The organism is Pseudomonas sp. 02C 26, assembly GCF_002843585.1.
GTDB classification, from domain to species: domain Bacteria; phylum Pseudomonadota; class Gammaproteobacteria; order Pseudomonadales; family Pseudomonadaceae; genus Aquipseudomonas; species Aquipseudomonas shirazensis.
This window is the reverse complement of sequence record NZ_CP025262.1, coordinates 5,271,580-5,287,744: the sequence shown is the minus strand read 5'-3', so window position 1 is coordinate 5,287,744 and position 16,165 is coordinate 5,271,580. Positions and strand designations below refer to the sequence as shown.

General features: G+C 62.1%; 16 protein-coding genes. 9 read left to right on the top strand and 7 right to left on the bottom strand.

Features of this window, described 5'->3' with window-relative positions; translation table 11 throughout:
• Positions 1-17: 17 nt before the first annotated feature.
• From CXQ80_RS24120 to CXQ80_RS24105, 4 genes are all read right to left on the bottom strand, one after another.
• Positions 18-263, bottom strand: a complete 246-nt coding sequence (locus tag CXQ80_RS24120; protein WP_101322843.1) for a GlsB/YeaQ/YmgE family stress response membrane protein — start codon at positions 261-263, stop codon at positions 18-20.
• Positions 264-360: 97 nt separating this feature from the next.
• The gene (locus CXQ80_RS24115) at positions 361-1,443 is read right to left on the bottom strand and encodes a 5-(carboxyamino)imidazole ribonucleotide synthase (protein ID WP_101322842.1); all 1,083 of its coding nucleotides are present in this window, start codon (positions 1,441-1,443) and stop codon (positions 361-363) included.
• Between the two features lie 10 nt (positions 1,444-1,453).
• Complete coding sequence (purE, locus tag CXQ80_RS24110; protein WP_101322841.1) at positions 1,454-1,945, bottom strand: 5-(carboxyamino)imidazole ribonucleotide mutase; 492 nt, start codon at positions 1,943-1,945, stop codon at positions 1,454-1,456.
• 174 nt (positions 1,946-2,119) lie between these two features.
• On the bottom strand, positions 2,120-3,049 hold the full coding sequence (locus tag CXQ80_RS24105; RefSeq protein WP_101322840.1) for a LysR substrate-binding domain-containing protein: 930 nt from the start codon (positions 3,047-3,049) through the stop codon (positions 2,120-2,122).
• Between the two features lie 180 nt (positions 3,050-3,229).
• On the opposite strand from CXQ80_RS24105, the gene aspA reads away from it, so the two are divergent.
• The 4 genes from aspA (at position 3,230) to CXQ80_RS24085 (ending at position 8,089) form a co-directional block, all read left to right on the top strand.
• Positions 3,230-4,654: an aspartate ammonia-lyase gene (gene aspA / locus CXQ80_RS24100; RefSeq protein WP_101322839.1), complete on the top strand. Its 1,425-nt coding sequence runs from the start codon at positions 3,230-3,232 to the stop codon at positions 4,652-4,654.
• Between the two features lie 179 nt (positions 4,655-4,833).
• Positions 4,834-5,826 carry an AraC family transcriptional regulator gene (locus tag CXQ80_RS24095; protein WP_101322838.1) on the top strand — a complete coding sequence of 331 codons (993 nt, stop codon included), beginning with the start codon at positions 4,834-4,836 and terminating at the stop codon, positions 5,824-5,826.
• Between the two features lie 116 nt (positions 5,827-5,942).
• Positions 5,943-6,983 (top strand): histone deacetylase family protein, encoded by a 1,041-nt coding sequence (locus CXQ80_RS24090; protein ID WP_101322837.1) that lies wholly within the window; start codon positions 5,943-5,945, stop codon positions 6,981-6,983.
• A gap of 2 nt (positions 6,984-6,985) precedes the next feature.
• Positions 6,986-8,089 carry a polyamine ABC transporter substrate-binding protein gene (locus tag CXQ80_RS24085; protein WP_101322836.1) on the top strand — a complete coding sequence of 368 codons (1,104 nt, stop codon included), beginning with the start codon at positions 6,986-6,988 and terminating at the stop codon, positions 8,087-8,089.
• 156 nt (positions 8,090-8,245) lie between these two features.
• Here the strand turns inward: CXQ80_RS24085 and CXQ80_RS24080 are convergent, their stop codons facing one another.
• A complete protein-coding gene (locus CXQ80_RS24080; RefSeq protein WP_101322835.1) occupies positions 8,246-9,772 on the bottom strand; it encodes a PLP-dependent aminotransferase family protein in 1,527 nt (508 codons plus the stop codon).
• 89 nt (positions 9,773-9,861) lie between these two features.
• Here CXQ80_RS24080 and CXQ80_RS24075 point away from each other — a divergent pair, with 89 nt between their 5' ends.
• Genes CXQ80_RS24075 through CXQ80_RS24065 form a run of 3 tightly spaced genes read left to right on the top strand, consistent with a single transcriptional unit; the run spans position 9,862 to position 11,638 of the window.
• The gene (locus CXQ80_RS24075) at positions 9,862-10,491 is read left to right on the top strand and encodes an FMN-binding negative transcriptional regulator (protein ID WP_101322834.1); all 630 of its coding nucleotides are present in this window, start codon (positions 9,862-9,864) and stop codon (positions 10,489-10,491) included.
• An 11-nt stretch (positions 10,492-10,502) separates the two neighbouring features.
• A complete protein-coding gene (locus CXQ80_RS24070; protein ID WP_101322833.1) occupies positions 10,503-10,949 on the top strand; it encodes a GNAT family N-acetyltransferase in 447 nt (148 codons plus the stop codon).
• 14 nt (positions 10,950-10,963) lie between these two features.
• On the top strand, positions 10,964-11,638 hold the full coding sequence (locus CXQ80_RS24065; protein WP_101322832.1) for a GNAT family N-acetyltransferase: 675 nt from the start codon (positions 10,964-10,966) through the stop codon (positions 11,636-11,638).
• Between the two features lies 1 nt (position 11,639).
• On the opposite strand, the gene CXQ80_RS24060 is transcribed toward CXQ80_RS24065, so the two are convergent.
• Entirely contained in the window at positions 11,640-12,539 is a 900-nt protein-coding gene (locus CXQ80_RS24060) for a homocysteine S-methyltransferase family protein (RefSeq protein ID WP_178080805.1), read from the bottom strand.
• 107 nt (positions 12,540-12,646) lie between these two features.
• Here CXQ80_RS24060 and CXQ80_RS24055 point away from each other — a divergent pair, with 107 nt between their 5' ends.
• Together CXQ80_RS24055 and CXQ80_RS24050 are read left to right on the top strand one after the other, a co-directional pair.
• Positions 12,647-13,465 (top strand): ABC transporter substrate-binding protein, encoded by an 819-nt coding sequence (locus CXQ80_RS24055; RefSeq protein ID WP_101322830.1) that lies wholly within the window; start codon positions 12,647-12,649, stop codon positions 13,463-13,465.
• A complete protein-coding gene (locus tag CXQ80_RS24050; protein ID WP_101322829.1) occupies positions 13,462-14,280 on the top strand; it encodes an amino acid ABC transporter permease in 819 nt (272 codons plus the stop codon). The genes CXQ80_RS24055 and CXQ80_RS24050 overlap by 4 nt, the downstream gene beginning before the upstream one ends.
• 68 nt (positions 14,281-14,348) lie before the next feature.
• Here CXQ80_RS24050 and oadA read toward each other — a convergent pair whose 3' ends face one another.
• A complete protein-coding gene (gene oadA / locus CXQ80_RS24045; protein ID WP_101322828.1) occupies positions 14,349-16,157 on the bottom strand; it encodes a sodium-extruding oxaloacetate decarboxylase subunit alpha in 1,809 nt (602 codons plus the stop codon).
• Positions 16,158-16,165: the final 8 nt, after the last annotated feature.

Below are 16,165 nucleotides of genomic sequence, written 5' to 3'. Positions count from 1 at the left end.
AGCATTCTACCGTGCAATCAGCGTTTCTTGATCATGCCGTAGATCACCAGCAGGACCACGGCGCCAACCAGCGCACCGAAGAAGCCTGCAGCCTGACCGGCCTGATAGATGCCCAGTGCCTGGCCGCCGTAGGTCGCCAGCAGGGAGCCTGCGATACCCAGGAGGATGGTCATGATCCAGCCCATGCTGTCGTCGCCTGGCTTGATGAAGCGCGCCAGCAAGCCAACGATGAGGCCGATGAAAATGGTTCCGATGATGCCCATGGCAATCCCTCTGCATTTGAAGATGAGGCATGCCAAAGCCTAGACAGCGCTTTGGCATGTTGCCATCTCAGAGGGCAGGCAACCGGCAGAGGTTCCCTCAGCCTGCGATCAACGCCTCTACTTCGGCGATTTTCTCATGCAGGCTGACCATGTCGGCGCAGCGCAGAGTGGCGTGGCCGACCTTGCGCCCGGCCTTGAAGGCCTTGCCGTAGTGATGCAGGTGGCAGTCGTCGACGGCAACGATCTTGTCCACCGCCGGCACTTCACCGATGAAGTTGAGCATGGCGCTCTCACCGACCTTGGCAGTTGAACCCAACGGCAGGCCGGCGATGGCCCGTAGGTGGTTCTGGAACTGGCTGCACTCGGCGCCTTCGATGGTCCAGTGCCCGGAGTTGTGCACGCGCGGGGCGATTTCGTTGGCCTTGAGGCCACCGTCGACTTCGAAGAACTCGAACGCCATCACGCCGACATAGTCGAGCTGCTTGAGCACGCGGCCAACGTAGTCTTCGGCCAGCGACTGCAACGGGTGGTCTTCACTGGCGACCGACAGGCGCAGAATGCCGTTGTCGTGGGTGTTGTGCACCAGCGGGTAGAAGCGCGTTTCGCCATCGCGACCACGCACCGCCACCAGCGACACTTCGCCAGTGAACGGCACGAAGCCTTCGAGCAGGCACGGCACGCTGCCCAGCTCGGCAAAGGTACCGACCACATCTTCAACTGTGCGCAGCACCTTCTGGCCCTTGCCGTCGTAACCCAGGGTACGGGTCTTGAGCACGGCCGGCAGGCCGATGCTGGCGACTGCCGCGTCGAGGTCAGCCTGCGAGAGGATGTCGGCGAAGGCTGGGGTCGGAATACCCAGGTCGCGGAACATGCTCTTCTCGAACAGACGGTCGCGTGCGATGCGCAGCGCTTCGGCGCTCGGGTACACCGGCACGAACTGCGAGAGGAAAGCCACGGTTTCGGCCGGGACGCTTTCGAACTCGAAGGTTACCAGGTCGACTTCGTCGGCCAACTGGCGCAGGTGGTCCTGATCGCCATAGTCAGCCCGCAGATGCTCGCCGAGCGGCGCGGCGCAGGCGTCCGGGGCCGGGTCGAGAAATGCGAAGTTCATGCCCAGCGGAGTACCCGCCAGGGCCAGCATGCGGCCCAACTGGCCGCCACCGATTACACCGATCTTCATGTGCTAAGCCTCAAACCTGACGCGGGTCAGGATTGTCCAGGACGGTTTCGGTCTGCTCTACGCGGAACTGCTTGAGCGCTGCGTGGAACTGCGGGTACTTGGCACCGAGGATGCTCGCCGACAGCAGCGCGGCGTTGATCGCGCCAGCCTTGCCGATGGCCAGAGTCGCGACCGGTACGCCGGCCGGCATCTGCACGATCGACAGCAGCGAGTCGACGCCCGAGAGCATGGCCGACTGGACCGGCACGCCGAGTACCGGCAGGTGGGTCTTGGCGGCGCACATGCCTGGCAGGTGGGCAGCGCCACCAGCACCGGCGATGATCACCTCGATGCCACGGCCATCGGCCTCATCGGCATACTGGAACAGCAGATCCGGAGTACGGTGGGCAGAAACCACCTTCACTTCGTAGGGAATGCCGAGTTTTTCCAGCATATCGGCGGTGTGGCTAAGGGTGGACCAATCGGACTTGGAGCCCATGATCACGCCAACCAGTGCACTCATCGTCGAGCCTCTTCGCTTGTGCGCCCGCAGGCGCGTCAAAAAACAACAAGCCACGCGGGACGACCGGCGTGGCTTGTATGCTGATCACGACCGGAATATCTATCCGGTCCAGGGGCCGCGCAGTATAACGTAACGCAAGCGCATCCCGGCACCCCTGGCGACCAACTGTCGAGCCTATTTTTCGGGGGTTTGGCTGACTTTCGGGTCAACTGTGCCGCCTTCCAGTTTGCGCCACAGCAGCCTTACGTTGGCCTTGCGCACCAGTGCGCAGCGGTACAGGCGGATCTCCAGCGGCACATGCCAGGCACTGCTGCCGCATACCGCCAGCTCGCCGCGGGCCAGCTCACCCTGCATCGACAGGCGCGGCACCCAGGCCACGCCCATGCCTTCCAAGGCCATGCTCTTGAGGCTGTCGGCCATCGCCGTTTCATAAACGGTGGTGTAGCGCAGGTTGCGCTGACGCAGCAGCAGGCTCACCGAACGGCCCAGAAACGCCCCGGCGCTGTAGGCCAGCAACGGCACGCTGTTTTCACCTTCCAGGTCGAACAGTGGCTGACCATCCGGCCCGACTGCGCAAACCGGCAGCATCTCGGTGGTGCCCATGTGCAGTGACGGGAAGATCTCGGCATCCATCTGCAGCGCAGCGTCCGGGTCGTAGAAGGCCAGCATCAGGTCACAGCCGCCTTCGCGCAGGGCGTGCACGGCATCACCGACGTTGGTCGCGACCAGCCGAGTGGCGATGTTGAGGCCGTCGTTGCGCAACTGGGCCACCCAACGCGGGAAGAACCCCGAAGCCAGTGAGTGCGCCGCAGCCACCTGGATAACCTCGCCCTGCCCGCCTTCTAAATGATGCAAATGGCGGAGAACTTCGCTTAATTGGTCGACAACAGTGCGCGCCGTGACCAGAAACAGCTGCCCGGCTTCAGTCAGCTCGATCGGCGTGCGCGAGCGGTTTACCAGGGTCAGCCCGAGTGCCGCTTCAAGGCTGCGGATGCGCCGGCTGAAAGCAGGCTGGGTAACGAAGCGACGCTCGGCCGCCTGCGAAAAACTGCGCGTCGAGGCCAGCGCGCTGAAATCTTCCAGCCATTTGCTTTCTAGGTTCATGCAGCCATCTCCCGGCATGCACCAAAATGGAACACGCTCGAATGTCAGTTGACGTCACATCAATCATTATGCCGTTTGTGCATAGGATAGCGCCTAACAGCATTGGCCGACAAATGCGCTCCAGCCTAGGATTGGCGGCATTCCGGCAGGTGCCGGGTCAAACTCGAGATGATATCTATCATGTCCTCCGCTGCATCGTTCCGCGTCGAAAAAGATCTGCTTGGTACCCTTGAAGTCCCTGCTGATGCCTACTACGGCATTCAGACTTTGCGCGCTGCCAACAACTTCCACCTCTCCGGCGTCCCGCTGTCGCACTACCCGAAATTGGTAGTCGGCCTGGCGATGGTCAAGCAGGCTGCTGCTGATGCCAACCGTGAGCTGGGGCACCTGAGCGATGCCAAGCATGCTGCGATCAGCGAGGCTTGCGCCCGCCTGATCCGTGGTGACTACCACGAGCAGTTCGTGGTCGACATGATTCAAGGCGGTGCTGGTACCTCTACCAACATGAACGCCAACGAAGTCATCGCCAACATCGCGCTGGAGGCCATGGGTCACCAGAAGGGCGAATACCAGTACCTGCACCCGAACAACGACGTGAACATGGCGCAGTCGACCAACGACGCCTACCCGACTGCGATCCGTCTGGGTCTGCTGCTGGGTCACGACGCTCTGCTGGCCAGCCTCGACAGCCTGATCCAGGCCTTCGCTGCCAAAGGTCAGGAATTCAACCACGTACTGAAGATGGGCCGCACCCAGCTGCAGGACGCCGTACCGATGACCCTCGGTCAGGAATTCCGCGCCTTTGCCACGACCATGACCGAAGACCTCAACCGTCTGCGTTCGCTGGCACCTGAGCTGCTCACCGAAATCAACCTCGGCGGCACCGCCATCGGCACCGGCATCAACGCCGACCCGGGCTACCAGATGCTCGCCGTGCAGCGCCTGGCGGCCATCAGCGGCCAGCCACTGGTACCGGCTGCCGACCTGATCGAAGCGACTTCCGACATGGGCGCCTTCGTGCTGTTCTCGGGCATGCTCAAGCGTACTGCGGTCAAGCTGTCGAAGATCTGCAACGACCTGCGCCTGCTGTCCAGCGGCCCACGTACCGGCATCAACGAGATCAACCTGCCAGCGCGTCAGCCAGGCAGCTCGATCATGCCCGGCAAGGTCAACCCGGTTATCCCGGAAGCGGTCAACCAGGTCGCCTTCGCGATCATGGGCAACGACCTCGCCCTGACCATCGCCGCCGAAGGTGGCCAGCTGCAGCTGAACGTGATGGAGCCGCTGATCGCCTACAAGATCTTCGACTCGATCCGCCTGCTCCAGCGCGCCATGGACATGCTGCGCGAGCACTGCATCGTCGACATCACTGCCAACGAACAACGTTGCCGTGAACTGGTCGAGCACTCGATCGGCCTGGTCACCGCACTGAACCCGTACATCGGCTACGAAAACGCCACCCGTATCGCCCGCATCGCCCTAGAAACAGGCCGCGGTGTACTGGAGCTGGTGCGCGAAGAGAAGCTGCTCGACGAAGCGATGCTCAACGACATCCTGCGTCCGGAAAACATGATTGCTCCACGCCTGGTGCCACTCAAGGCATAACCGGCTGCTGTAACCCGTCTCACCAGGTTTGAGGGACTAGACACCTCTCGACCTTTCAAGGGCCCGAGCGCATGCATCGGGCCCTTTTTTTATCTGCGCTTTGCCGCCCCGGGGTATCAGCCTGCGGTGCGGCACACAACTTGCTCGCTAATCCCTCCCAAGCCACGGGATAGACGAGCATGCTGCACAGCCACCTGACCACCCTCAATGCCGTTTCGCTGATCCTCAAGGTTTTTCAGGAAGAGCATAACGACGCCTCGAGCCTGCTGGCCGGCAGCGGCATTGGCCCGGCCGACCTTGGCCATGCCGATGCGCGCATCACCACCCAGCAGGAATTGCAGGTGTGTGCCAACGCCGTGGCTCGCCGCGAGGAGATCGGCCTGGAGCTCGGCCGGCGCATGCATGTGTCGTGCTACGGCATGCTCGGTTACGCCCTGCTCTCCAGTGCCACTTTGGGTGACGCCCTGCGCCTGGCGCTGCGCTACCCGGCGTTGTTGGGCACCGTGTTCAGCCTGCGCCTGATCGAAGATGGCCAGCGGGTGTGGCTGAGTGCCAGTGACTACGCCGACAGCCTGGCCTTGGCCAGCTTCAATGCCGAATTCTGCCTGGTATCACTGAAGACCATCTGCGAAGACTTGCTCGGCCAGCCGCTGCCGTTGCTGGCGGCCCGCTTCGCTCAGCCAGCGCCTGGCTATCACAGGCTGTATGCCGAGACTTTCGACTGCCCGCTGGGCTTTGCCGCCCGCGACAACGCCTTCGCCTTCGAGCGGCGCTGGCTGGACACGCCGCTGCCGCTGGCCGACCCGATTACCCACAAGGCCATGAGCGAGCGCTGCCGCCAGTTAAACCTGGAGTTCACCGGGCGCCAGGCCTGGCTCGGGCGGATTCGCCAGCTGTTGCTGCAGCAACTGGATGCAGCACCTGGCCTGGAAGGCCTGGCGCGGCAAATGAACTGCTCATCGCGGACCCTGCGCCGGCACCTGCAGTTGCTGGGCAGCAGCTACCAGCAGATCCTCGACAGCCTGCGCTTCGAGCGTGCCAAGCAATTGCTCGCCGAGGACCAGATGCCCATCTACCAAATCGCCGAAACCCTCGGCTTCAGCGAGACGGCGAGTTTCCGCCATGCCTTTCAACGCTGGAGCGGTGTAGCGCCGAGCCACTTTCGCGGTTAGCCCAGAGTGGCCAGCGAGCTTGGCCACATTGATCCCCTTTTGGCCATGCCTGCCGTTCTCCCTCAGCTGCCCGCCCCTGACAATGGGTCACGCCAGTTACTTCGGAGAACAACAAAATGCTGACGATCTATTCCGATGATCACCGCCTGCACCACGGTCGTTGCGAGCTTATCGACGGGCAGCTGATGCCCTGCTTCGAGATGCCTTCGCGCGCCGATCATGTGCTTGAACGGGTCAAGGCGCGCAATCTTGGCCCGGTACAAGCGCCTCGCGACTTTGGCCGCGCACCGTTGCAGCGCATCCACAGCGCCGACTACCTGAATTTCTTCGAAGGCGCCTGGGCGCGCTGGGCCGCACTGGGCCACGACGGCGATCTACTGCCATTCACCTGGCCGGCGCGCACTCTGCGCCAGGTCAAACCGACAGGGCTGCATGGTGAGCTGGGTTACTACAGCTTCGATGCCGGTGCACCGATTACCGCCGGCACCTGGCAGGCCGCCTACAGCGCTGCGCAGGTCGCCCTCACCGCCCAGGACGCCATCCAGCAAGGCGCCCATGCCGCCTTTGCGCTGTGCCGGCCACCGGGCCACCATGCCGCCAGCGAAGTCATGGGCGGTTACTGCTACCTGAACAACGCCGCCATCGCCGCCCAGGCATTCCTCGACCAGGGCCACAACAAAGTGGCGATCCTCGACGTCGACTATCACCACGGCAACGGCACTCAGGACATCTTCTACAGGCGTGACGACGTGTTCTTCGCCTCGATCCACGGCGACCCGCAGGACGAATTTCCGTTCTTCCTCGGCTATGCCGATGAGCTTGGCGAAGGCCCCGGCGAGGGCTGCAACATCAATTATCCGCTGCCCGCCGGCAGTGATTGGACGGCGTGGAAGCAGGCGCTGGTGGCGGCCTGCGAGCGCATCGCCCGCTATGCACCGGATGTGCTGGTGATCTCGCTTGGCGTCGATACGTTCAAGGATGACCCGATTTCGCAGTTCAAACTCGACAGCCCGGATTACCTGGAGATGGGCGAGCACATTGCACGGCTGGGCAAGCCGACCTTGTTCGTGATGGAAGGTGGCTACGCTGTGGAAGAAATCGGCATCAACGCAGTTAACGTGCTGGAAGGTTTCCAGCGTGCCCAGCCAGGAGCCTGACCATGATCACCCTCAAGCACATGCTCGCCCCGCTGCTCGCCGTTGGCCTGCTCAGCAGCACAATTCAGGCGCAGGCCGAACAGCGCACGTTGCGCGTGTACAACTGGTTCGACTACATCACCCCGCAGACCCTCACTGATTTCCAGAAAGACAGCCAGGTCAAGCTGATCTACGACATCTTCGACACCAACGAAGCGCTTGAAGCCAAGCTGCTGACCGGCAACTCGGGCTATGACGTAGTAGTGCCGTCCAACGTGTTCCTGGCCAAGCAGATCGAGGCCGGCGTGTTCCAGCCGCTGGACCGCAGCAAACTGCCCAACTGGCAGCACCTCGACCCGGCCTTGATGAAGCTGATCGAAGCCAATGACCCCGGCAACAAGTACGCCGTGCCCTATATGTATGGCACCGTGCTGATCGGCTTCAACCCGGCCAAGGTCAAGGCAGCGCTGGGCGACAACGCGCCGGTGGACAGCTGGGACCTGATCTTCAAGGAAGAAAACCTGGCCAAGCTCAAGCAGTGCGGCGTGGCCGTGCTCGACTCGCCGTCCGAGGTGCTGCCGCTGGCGCTGAAGTACCTGGGCCTGGACCCCAACAGCAACAAGGCCGAGGACTACAAGAAGGCCGAAGCGTTGCTGCTTAAGATTCGCCCGTATATCACCTACTTCCATTCCTCGAAGTACATGGCTGACATCGCCAATGGCGATATCTGCGTCGCGGTCGGCTATTCCGGCAGCTTCTCCCAGGCCGCCAACCGTGCCCGGGAAGCCAACAATGGCGTAGTCGTGGATATGCGCCTGCCGAAAGAAGGCGCGCCGATCTGGTTCGACATGCTGGCGATTCCAAAGAATGCCGCCAACGCCGAGGACGCGCATGCGTTCATCAACTACCTGCTGCGCCCGGAAGTGATCGCGCCAATCAGCGACTTTGTCGGTTACCCCAACCCCAATAAAGACGCTACCGAGAAGGTCAGCGCGGCGATTCGCAACAACCCCAACCTGTACCCGACGGCTGAGGCGATGCAAACGCTGTACACCCTCAAGCCCTTGGCGCGCGATGCCGAGCGAGCCCGGACCCGCGCCTGGACCCGGATCAAATCTGGTACCTGATAGCATTCGGGCCATCACGCCGCTCTTTGTAGGAGCGGCCTTGTGTCGCGAAAGGCCAGCGTAGCTGGCCCGGCGATATCGGCTGCGAAGGTGAAATCTGGGGCCGCTACGCGCCCCTTTCGCGACACAAGGCCGCTCCTACACACCGCGGTTCTCCTACCGCCAGGCCTTGCGCAGGCGCATCACGGCGTCTGCAATCTGCGCTTCCGGGACCGCGGCAAAGCCGAGCACCAGCCCTGCGCGCTTATCCACAGGTTCATCGCTGTCTTCCAGCCAATAGCCGCTCAGCGGATTAACCTCTACCCCCGCCGCTTCCGCCAATGCCACCAGCGCCTGTTCTCTGGCAAAGTTATCCACAGGCACCATCACGTGCAGCCCTGCCGCCACTTCCGGCATCGCACCCAAGCCCGCTACGGTGGTCGGCCAACCGGCCTTGAGCACATTGCGCCTGCTCAGTGCCGCCCGCCGCATGCGCCGGATATGGCGCTGGAAATGCCCCAACGCCATGAACTGCGCCATCACCGACTGCGTACCTACCTCGGAATGACGCACCGCCAGCGCACGGGCCTGGCTGAAGGGCTCGACCAAGCTTTGCGGCAACACCAGATACCCCAACCGCAAGGCCGGGAAGGCAATCTTGCCAAAGGTGCCTACGTACAACACCCGCCCCTGCTGATCCAGCGCAGCCAAGGGCGCCAGCGGTGCGCCGCTGTAGCGGTACTCGCCGTCGTAATCGTCCTCGATGATCCAACCGTCGCTGCGCTCGGCCCAGGCCAGCAATTGCAGGCGCCGGGCGAGGCTCATGGTGACGCCGGTGGGGTATTGATGAGCCGGCGTTACATAGGCCACGCGGCAATCCGGTAGCTGCTCGAGCCTGGCGCAATCCAGGCCCTCAGCGTCCACTGGTACTCCCTTGACCTGACCGCCCGCAACGGCAAAGGCGTGCCCTGCCGCCCGGTAGCCCGGGTTTTCCACAGCTACGGCCTGGCCAGGCTGCACCAGCAGCTGTGCACAAAGGGTTATCGCCTGCTGTGCACCACTGGTGATCACTATTTGCCCAGCCGTGCAGCTGATGCCCCTTGATTGGCGCAGGTAAGCGGCAATCAGTTCGCGCAGCTGCGGTTCACCAGCCGGGTCGCCATAGCCAAGCCGGGCTCGATCGGGATTACGCCAGAAACCCGCATGCAGCTTGGCCCAGACGTCGAAGGGGAACAGGTCGAACGCAGGTACGCCGACCCGAAACGCACGAGGAGAACCGCTGCGGGGCGCGGGTAGATGGTGATTTTTCAGACGGTCCAACAACACGCTGGAAGACGCATTGCTGGATAAATCCTCAGTGCTTTTATCCACAAATGTGGATAACCCTGTTGATAACCTAGGGTATAACCCTGTGGATACTTCTGTGGACAGTTTTGGCAGGCGGCTGACATAGGTGCCATCGCCCACCCGACTTTCAATGTACCCCTCGGCGTACAACTGGTCGTATGCGCGCACCACGCTGTTGCGCGACAGCGCCAGCACCTTGGCCAGATCGCGGCTGGCTGGGAGCCGGGTGCCACTACTCAGACGACCATCCAGCACCCTCGCGCGCAACGCCTGATACAACTGCAAGCTGAGACCCCGACGGCGGTCGAGCACGATCCCGGCCGGGTCGAATGGCAGTGCAAGCGGCTGATCACGCATGGCATTGGACCTATGAAAACAGTCATTAATGGCTCTTAACCTGAGCCAATAGCCTGCCTAGGATAGAGCCATTGCACAAGGATCCCACCATGTACAACAGCAAACCCCATCAAGAGCATGATCTACAGCGCTTGCAGCAACAGATGCTGGAAACCCGCCTGGCTGTACTCATCACCCACGGCGAACAGGGTTTGCTTGCCAGCCATATCCCGGTGCTGATCGACACCGGCGAAGGTGAGTACGGCACGGTTTATGGCCACCTGGCCCGGGCCAACCGCCAGTGGCAGGAGTTGCAACAAGGCAGCGAAGCATTGCTGGTGTTTGCCGGTGCCGATGCTTATGTCAGCCCGAGCTTCTATCCGAGCAAAGCCGCCACGCACAAGGTCGTGCCGACCTGGAACTACCTGGCCGTGCATGCCTACGGTAGCGCTGAAGTGATCGAGGATGGCGCCGCCCTGCTCGACATCGTCAGCCACCTGACCGACCGCCACGAACAAGGCCGCGACACGCCCTGGCAGGTACGCGATGCGCCAAGCGACTACATCGAAGGCATGTTGCGCGCCATCGTCGGTTTTCGCTTGCCGATTAGCCGCATACAGGGCGCACGCAAGCTTAGCCAGAACCGCTCCGCCGAAGATGTCGCAGGCGTGCGCGACGGCCTGGCCAGCAGCACCGACCCGCAAGACAACCAACTCGCCGCGCAGATGCGGCCACTGTGAAGGAATCACCCATGCCAGCCGTTATTATCCGCCCCGTCACCGCCGACGATCACGCCGCCTGGCTGCCACTGTGGCAGGCCTACCTACGCTTTTATGAAACCGAGCTGGCCGACGAGGTCAGTGCGGTAACCTGGCAGCGCCAACTCGATCCGCAGCAGCCCACCCACTCGGCGCTGGCCTGGGTCGATGGCAAGGCGGTGGGCATGGTCAACTGGATCTATCATCGTACCAACTGGAGCGTCAGCGACGCCTGCTACCTGCAGGATCTCTATGTCGACGGCAGCCAGCGCGGCCTGGGTATCGGCCGCCAGCTGATCGAGCATGTGCACAGTACCGCCAAGGCCATCGGTTGCTGCAAGGTCTACTGGATGACCCACGAGACCAATGCCACCGCCATCAAGCTGTACGAGCAGGTGGCCGAACGCCCAGGCTTTATCCAATTCCGGCAAACGCTGTAAGACAGGAGCCGTAGATGAGTCAGCCAAGTAACTGGAAACCCGCGACAGTTCCGCAAGCCGAGCCGATCGAGGGCCGCTTCATCCGCCTGGAAAAGCTCGACCCAGCTCGCCACGGCGATGACTTGTGGGAGGTGCTGCAGGGCCCCGAGGCAGACCCGACGCTGTGGGATTACCTGCCTTACGGCCCGTTCAACGAGCGAGCGAGCTTTGATCGCTGGCTGGACGGCAACGCGGCCAGCCGCGACCCGCTGTTCTACAGCGTCATCGACCGCGCCAGTGGCCAGGTACAGGGCATTCTCAGTTTGATGTCGATAGTGCCGGACCACGGCCGCATCGAGATCGGCCACATCGCCTTTGCTGGCGCGATGCAGCGCACGCCCAAAGGTAGCGAGGCGGTCTATCTGCTCGGCAAGCTGGGTTTCGCCCTGGGCAACCGCCGCCTGGAATGGAAGTGCAACAACGCCAATGCCCGCTCCAAGCGCGCGGCGGAGCGTTTCGGTTTTGTCTTTGAAGGGGTGTTCCGCCAGCACATGGTGATCAAGGGCCAGAACCGCGACACGGCCTGGTACTCGATCACCGATGACGAATGGCCCACCGTTGCGGCGGGCTTTGAGCGTTGGCTGAGTGCCGACAACCAGCGCCCAGAAGGTCAAGCGCAGACGCTGGAAGCCTGTCGTAACCCGAGCTGAATCAGCTCAGGTTGTTTTTCAGCTCGGCGATATGCTCCGGACCGATGCCGCAGCAACCGCCGAGCAGGCTTGCACCGCGCTGACGCCAGTCCTGCGCCCAGCTCAGGTAGCCCGGCGGATCGAGGTCATCGCGCAGCTCGTCGAGGCCGTCGTTGGCGGTGGCATCCTTGGGCTGCGGCGGGAAGGCGTTGGCGTAGGCACCGATGGCAATATCAGCACCCAGGCGCTCGAATACCGCACGGGCGGCGTCGATAGCGGCGCCGATCACTTCTGGCTGGCTGCAGTTGAACAGCAGCGCAGCCACGCCCAGCTCCGCGACCGCTTCGGCGGCCTGGGTCACGGTCTCACCGGAACGCAGGGTCGGCACGTCACCGACGTCTTCATCCTGCAGCGTGAACGACACCCACAGCGGCTTGCCGTCCGCCGGCAGCTGCCGGGCAATCGACTGTACTTCGATGATCGCGCTCTGCGTTTCGGCCAGCCACAGGTCGACATACGGCGCGAGGCCGACCACCAGCGGCAACAGCACTTCGCTGACGCGCTCCGGCTCGTACAAGTCCGGGCGATACGAGCCGAACAGCGGCGGCAACGAACCAGCCACCTTCACCGCACGCTCGCTGGCATCGGCAGCCGTGCGCGCCAGCTGACCAGCGGTGGCGGCCAGAGCAAAGCCTTCATTGGCGAAGCGCTCTTCACCAATGTGGAACGGCACTACCGCATAACTGTTGCTGGTAATCACCCCGGCACCGGCCTCGATGTAGGCAGTGTGCACGGCGATCACTGCCTCTGGCGCCTCGCTCAAGGCCAGTGCAGACCACTCTGGCTGGCGGAACGGCGCGCCACGGCGCTGCAGCTCCCGACCCATACCGCCATCAAGAATTTCCAACGCTCGCTCGGCCATATAACTTCCGCTTATATTGATATGAATAATATTCACTAGTGATGTAAAACTTATAACTATTAAATAACCATCAGCGTTTTTTTAACAACCTTTTTGCAGGTGTCCTTATGCGTTTACCTTCCTTGCTTTGCGCGGGCCTGCTGGCCTTGAGCGCTACCTCTGCCTTTGCCGGTGCCACCTTGGACCGCGTCGAGTCGCGCAAGGAAGTCGTCAACGTATTGATGGAGAGCTATCCGCCGTTCTCCTTCTTGAATGACCAGAACCAGCTCGACGGTTTTGACGTCGACGTGGCCAAGGCGGTCGCACAGAAACTCGGGGTCAAACTGCGCCTGGAAACACCGTCCTGGGACGTGATCGCCGCCGGCCGCTGGAGCGGTCGCTATGATCTGTGCATCTGCTCGATGACGCCGAGCAAGGCCCGCGCTGAAGTGTTCGACTTCCCGGTTGAGTACTACGCCTCGCCGGCGGTGATCGTGGTCAATGCCAAGGATGATCGCATTCATTCAGCCAAGGACCTCGAAGGGCGCAAGGTCGGCCTGACCAGCGCCTCCAGCTACGAGAGCTACCTGAACAAAAACCTGGTGATCGAGGGCGCCGAAGAGCAAAAGCTGGAGTACCCGTTCGAGTTCGTCCAGATTGCACCGTATGACACCGACAACGTCGCTTTCCAGGACCTCGGCCTGGGTGCCGGCGTACGCCTGGATGCAATCCTCACCAACCTGGTGACAGCGCAACCGCGTCTGAATCAGGACAAGCGCTTCAAGCTGGCCGGCGCGCCACTGTATGAAGAGCCCAACTCAGTGGCCATCGAAAAAGGCGACCCGGAGTGGGATGCCAAGGTGCGTCAGGTGTTTGCCGAGCTGAAAGCCGATGGCACGCTGGCCAAGCTGTCACAGAAATGGATCGGCGCTGACATCAGTAAATGAACGCTCATCAACCCGCTCCCAAGCCCGTAGGTAAAACCGCCTTGCGCCTGTTCGGCTTTCGCACACGGCTGTACCTGACGTGGCTGGTGTTGCTGCTGCTGTTTGTCGGCTTCTTTCTCAGTTTTGATCTGAATTTCGCGATTATCGTCGACAAGTTCCCCAATCTAGCGGGCTTCAAGCTGGGCCCTAACGGCTTCCTGCAGGGCGCGGCGCTGACGTTGTTCCTGTGCCTGTGCTCGATGCTGGTGTCGGTGCTGTTGGGCTTTGCCGCAGCGCTGGCGCGACTGTCGCCAAGCGCGGTGCTGTTTGGCGTGGCCAGTTTCTACACGTCGTTCTTCCGCGGCACGCCGTTGCTGATCCAGATTCTGCTGATCTACCTCGGCCTGCCGCAGTTGGGGCTGGTGCCGGGGGCGATTGCTGCGGGGATCATCGCCCTGTCGCTGAACTACGGTGCTTACCTGAGCGAGATCTTCCGCGCCGGGATCATCGGCGTAGCGCTCGGCCAACGCCAGGCGGCACTCGCTCTGGGCATGCGTCCGGCAGCGATCTTCTGGCATATCACCTTGCCGCAGGCGATGCGCACGATCATCCCGCCGAGCGCCAACCAGTTCATCTCGATGCTCAAGGATTCGTCGCTGATTTCGGTGATGGGGGTTTGGGAAGTGATGTTTCTGGCGCAGTCGTATGGGCGTTCCAGCTACCGGTACCTGGAAATGCTGACGACGGCGGCGGTGATCTATTGGGTGCTGTCGATCATGCTGGAACTGGTGCAGGCAAGGCTTGAGCGCTACTTCGGCAAAGGCTATCAGCGCTGAGATTGGATAAAAAAAGGGGAGCTATCCGCTCCCCAATGAGGTTAACCGCTTGTAGATGAAGGTCTTGCTCAGCCCTCGATCTCGATCAGAATCTCGCCTGGTGTAACCCGGTCGCCCTTGGCAACATGGATGGCCACAACCTTGCCTGCGATAGGCGCCTGCACTTCGGTCTCCATCTTCATCGCCTCGGTGATCAGCACCGCCTGGCCGGCCTTGACCACATCGCCTTCCTTGACCAGCACATCGACGATGTTGCCCGGCATGCTGGTGCTGACATGGCCCGGCCCGCTGGCCTGCTTGCGCTTGCTGCCGCCACCGCCAACGAAATCGTTGAGCGGCTCGAATACCACTTCCTCCGGCATGCCGTCGATCGACAGGTAGAAGTGACGCTTGCCCTCGGCCTTGACACCGACACCGGTGATGTCGACACGGTAGGTCTCGCCGTGCACGTCGATGACGAACTCGGTAGGCACGCCTTCGCCGCCAGGGGCAGCCACTGCGCCTGCCTCAGGGATTGGCAGGAGCACTTCAGGAGTCAGGGTGCCGGCCGCGCGCTCTTCGAGGAACTTGCGCCCGATGTCCGGGAACATGGCGAAGGTCAGCACGTCTTCTTCGCTTTGCGCCAGGGCACCAATGTCGGCACGCAGCTTGGTCATCTCGGGCTTGAGCAGATCGGCCGGGCGTACGTCGATGACTTCTTCGCTACCGATGGCCTGGCGGCGCAGCTGTTCGTTGACCACACCCGGAGCCTTGCCGTAACCGCCTTGCAGGTACAGTTTGACCTCGTTGGTGATGGTCTTGTAGCGCTCGCCGGCGAGTACGTTGAAGAACGCCTGAGTACCGACGATCTGCGAGGTCGGGGTCACCAGCGGTGGGAAGCCGAGGTCTTCACGAACCCGCGGGATCTCTGCCAGCACTTCGTTCATGCGGTTGAGGGCGCCCTGCTCCTTGAGCTGGTTGGCCAGGTTGGAAATCATCCCGCCAGGGACCTGGTTGACCTGCACACGGGTGTCGACCGCGGTGAATTCGCTTTCGAACTGGTGGTACTTCTTGCGCACAGCGTAGAAGTACAGGCCGATTTCCTGCAGCAGTTGCAGGTCCAGGCCAGTGTCGAACTCGCTGCCCTTGAGCGCGGCAACCATCGACTCGGTACCCGGATGGCTGGTGCCCCAGGCGAAGCTGGAGATTGCCGTGTCGATATGGTCAGCGCCGTTTTCCACAGCCTTGAGCTGGCACATCGCGGCCAGGCCAGCGGTGTCATGGGAGTGGATGAACACCGGCAGCGACTGCTCGGCCTTGAGCGCTTTGACCAGTTCGCCAGTGGCGAACGGCGTCAGCAGGCCGGCCATGTCCTTGATTGCCACCGAGTCACAACCCATGGCTTCCATCTGCTTGGCCTGGGCCACGAATGCGTCGATGGTGTGCACCGGGCTGACGGTGTAGGCAATGGTACCCTGAGCATGCTTGCCGGCAGCCTTGACCGCTTCGATCGCCACACGCAGGTTACGCACGTCGTTCATGGCGTCGAAGATGCGGAACACGTCGATGCCGTTGACCGCTGCCTTGGCCACGAAGGCCTTGACCACGTCATCGCTGTAATGGCGATAGCCGAGCAGGTTCTGCCCGCGCAGGAGCATTTGCAGACGAGTATTGGGCAAGGCCGCACGCAGCTGGCGCAGGCGCTCCCACGGGTCTTCCTTGAGGAAGCGCACGCAGGCGTCGAAGGTTGCGCCGCCCCACACTTCCAGTGACCAGTAGCCGACCTTGTCGAGCTTTTCGCAGATCGGCAGCATGTCTTCGGTGCGCATGCGCGTGGCCAGCAGGGACTGGTGGGCGTCGCGCAGGATTGTGTCGGTTACGTGGATTTTCTTGGACATTGTTGTAT

Bases quoted from the DNA above. Each gene is read 5' to 3' on its own strand.
- CXQ80_RS24120 (WP_101322843.1), bottom strand. From the start codon at position 263: ATGGGCATCATCGGAACCATTTTCATCGGCCTCATCGTTGGCTTGCTG.
- CXQ80_RS24115 (WP_101322842.1), bottom strand. From the start codon at position 1,443: ATGAAGATCGGTGTAATCGGTGGCGGCCAGTTGGGCCGCATGCTGGCC.
- purE (WP_101322841.1), bottom strand. From the start codon at position 1,945: ATGAGTGCACTGGTTGGCGTGATCATGGGCTCCAAGTCCGATTGGTCC.
- CXQ80_RS24105 (WP_101322840.1), bottom strand. From the start codon at position 3,049: ATGAACCTAGAAAGCAAATGGCTGGAAGATTTCAGCGCGCTGGCCTCG.
- aspA (WP_101322839.1), top strand. From the start codon at position 3,230: ATGTCCTCCGCTGCATCGTTCCGCGTCGAAAAAGATCTGCTTGGTACC.
- CXQ80_RS24095 (WP_101322838.1), top strand. From the start codon at position 4,834: ATGCTGCACAGCCACCTGACCACCCTCAATGCCGTTTCGCTGATCCTC.
- CXQ80_RS24090 (WP_101322837.1), top strand. From the start codon at position 5,943: ATGCTGACGATCTATTCCGATGATCACCGCCTGCACCACGGTCGTTGC.
- CXQ80_RS24085 (WP_101322836.1), top strand. From the start codon at position 6,986: ATGATCACCCTCAAGCACATGCTCGCCCCGCTGCTCGCCGTTGGCCTG.
- CXQ80_RS24080 (WP_101322835.1), bottom strand. From the start codon at position 9,772: ATGCGTGATCAGCCGCTTGCACTGCCATTCGACCCGGCCGGGATCGTG.
- CXQ80_RS24075 (WP_101322834.1), top strand. From the start codon at position 9,862: ATGTACAACAGCAAACCCCATCAAGAGCATGATCTACAGCGCTTGCAG.
- CXQ80_RS24070 (WP_101322833.1), top strand. From the start codon at position 10,503: ATGCCAGCCGTTATTATCCGCCCCGTCACCGCCGACGATCACGCCGCC.
- CXQ80_RS24065 (WP_101322832.1), top strand. From the start codon at position 10,964: ATGAGTCAGCCAAGTAACTGGAAACCCGCGACAGTTCCGCAAGCCGAG.
- CXQ80_RS24060 (WP_178080805.1), bottom strand. From the start codon at position 12,539: ATGGCCGAGCGAGCGTTGGAAATTCTTGATGGCGGTATGGGTCGGGAG.
- CXQ80_RS24055 (WP_101322830.1), top strand. From the start codon at position 12,647: ATGCGTTTACCTTCCTTGCTTTGCGCGGGCCTGCTGGCCTTGAGCGCT.
- CXQ80_RS24050 (WP_101322829.1), top strand. From the start codon at position 13,462: ATGAACGCTCATCAACCCGCTCCCAAGCCCGTAGGTAAAACCGCCTTG.
- oadA (WP_101322828.1), bottom strand. From the start codon at position 16,157: ATGTCCAAGAAAATCCACGTAACCGACACAATCCTGCGCGACGCCCAC.